General features: G+C 74.4%; 1 pseudogene. It reads right to left on the bottom strand.

From position 1 onward, the window contains the following. Positions 1-254 (bottom strand): annotated as a pseudogene (locus ACTFO6_RS19155) (single-stranded-DNA-specific exonuclease RecJ); the annotation flags it as partial.

Below are 254 nucleotides of genomic sequence, written 5' to 3'. Positions count from 1 at the left end.
GCGCTCGCCCGGCGCGGGTCGCGCCCCGCGGCCTGGAACAGGGCCAGCACTCCGGGGGGCGCGTCCAGGGCCCGGATACGCGCGAGCCCCTGGTGCACCAGGATGCGGTTGTTGTGATCCAGCTTCACCACGTCGGCCACGGTGCCGAGGGCCACCAGGGACAGGAGCCGGGCCAGGTTGGGCTCAGGCGTCCGGGCGAAGGCCCCGCGGGCGCGCAGCTCCGCCCGCAAAGCCAGCATCAGGTAGAACAGGAC

Origin of the sequence: Pelomicrobium sp. G1 (genome assembly GCF_051905455.1) — a bacterium.
GTDB lineage: Bacteria > Pseudomonadota > Gammaproteobacteria > Burkholderiales > UBA6910 > Pelomicrobium.
The sequence above is the reverse complement of the archived record's forward strand: the minus strand, read 5'-3'. Positions and strand labels throughout refer to the sequence as shown.